Raw genomic sequence first — 965 nt, forward strand, 5'->3', positions numbered from 1 at the left:
GGGTCCCCCGGGGTCGATTTGGGGATCTGATGGTTTCCGACACCGCAAGAGCCGAGAGGCTGTTGTCGCGCCGCCGTATCGGGCGAGCCGAGACGCTATTGCTGTCTCTGGCCGCCGTTGCGCTGTCGCTCGGTGCCGCCGCCTGGGTTGCCGACATGGGCGACTCGACCCCGTTGGTTTCCGCCGCGCTGCCGCCGGCCAATGCCCCTTCGTTCGAGGACCGTTTTGCTTCGGCATCTGGCAGCCCGGCCGCCCGCGAGATCGGCCTGCGGACGCTGGAGCGCTCCGCCCTCAATGCGGTTCAGCTCAAGCTGCGCGATGCCAAGGCGATGCTGGCCCAGAGACTCCAGGGCGACGACTGGCGCTCGATCCTGACCGAGGATGACCGGCCGCCGGTTGACGAGCGGCAGCCTTCGCAGCGCGCCGACGCCATCCCGATGCCGCGTTCGCGGCCGGTGCAGGCGGACTTCTCGGCCCAGATCGCGTCCAGCCAGGCCTATGCCGACACCAGCCCCAAGGTCGACAACCGCAACTTCTTCGAAAAATTCACCGACAAGATCAAGCTGGCCTCGCTGACGCCCGACAGCGGCCTGCTCGGCAGGGCGCCGGATCTTGGCGCCCTCGGCTACGATTCGCGCACGGCGGTCTACGACATCTCGGCCAAGGCGCTTTACCTGCCGAGCGGCGTCGCGCTGGAGGCGCATTCGGGCATGGGCCCGCTGATGGACGATCCACAGCATGTCGACCAGCGCATGGTGGGGGCGACCCCGCCGGCGACCTACGATCTGAAGCCGCGCGAAAAACTGTTCCATGGTGTCCGGGCGCTCCGCCTGACTCCGACTGAGGGCACCAGCGCGCTCGGCCGCGTCGGCCTTCTCACCCACAACTACATGCTCGGGCCGCGCGGCGATTCCAACGGCTGCGTCTCGATCAAGGACTATGAGCGCTTCCTCAAGGCCTACGAC

Annotated in this window: 1 protein-coding gene; it reads left to right on the forward strand. The window is 67.9% G+C overall.

From position 1 onward, the window contains the following. Positions 1-98 precede the first annotated feature (98 nt). Positions 99-965: DUF2778 domain-containing protein (locus tag AC1D00_RS42850; protein ID WP_477014884.1), on the forward strand; the 867-nt coding region annotated here is incomplete at its 3' end.

Source organism: Bradyrhizobium sp. P2_E8, from assembly GCF_056403875.1.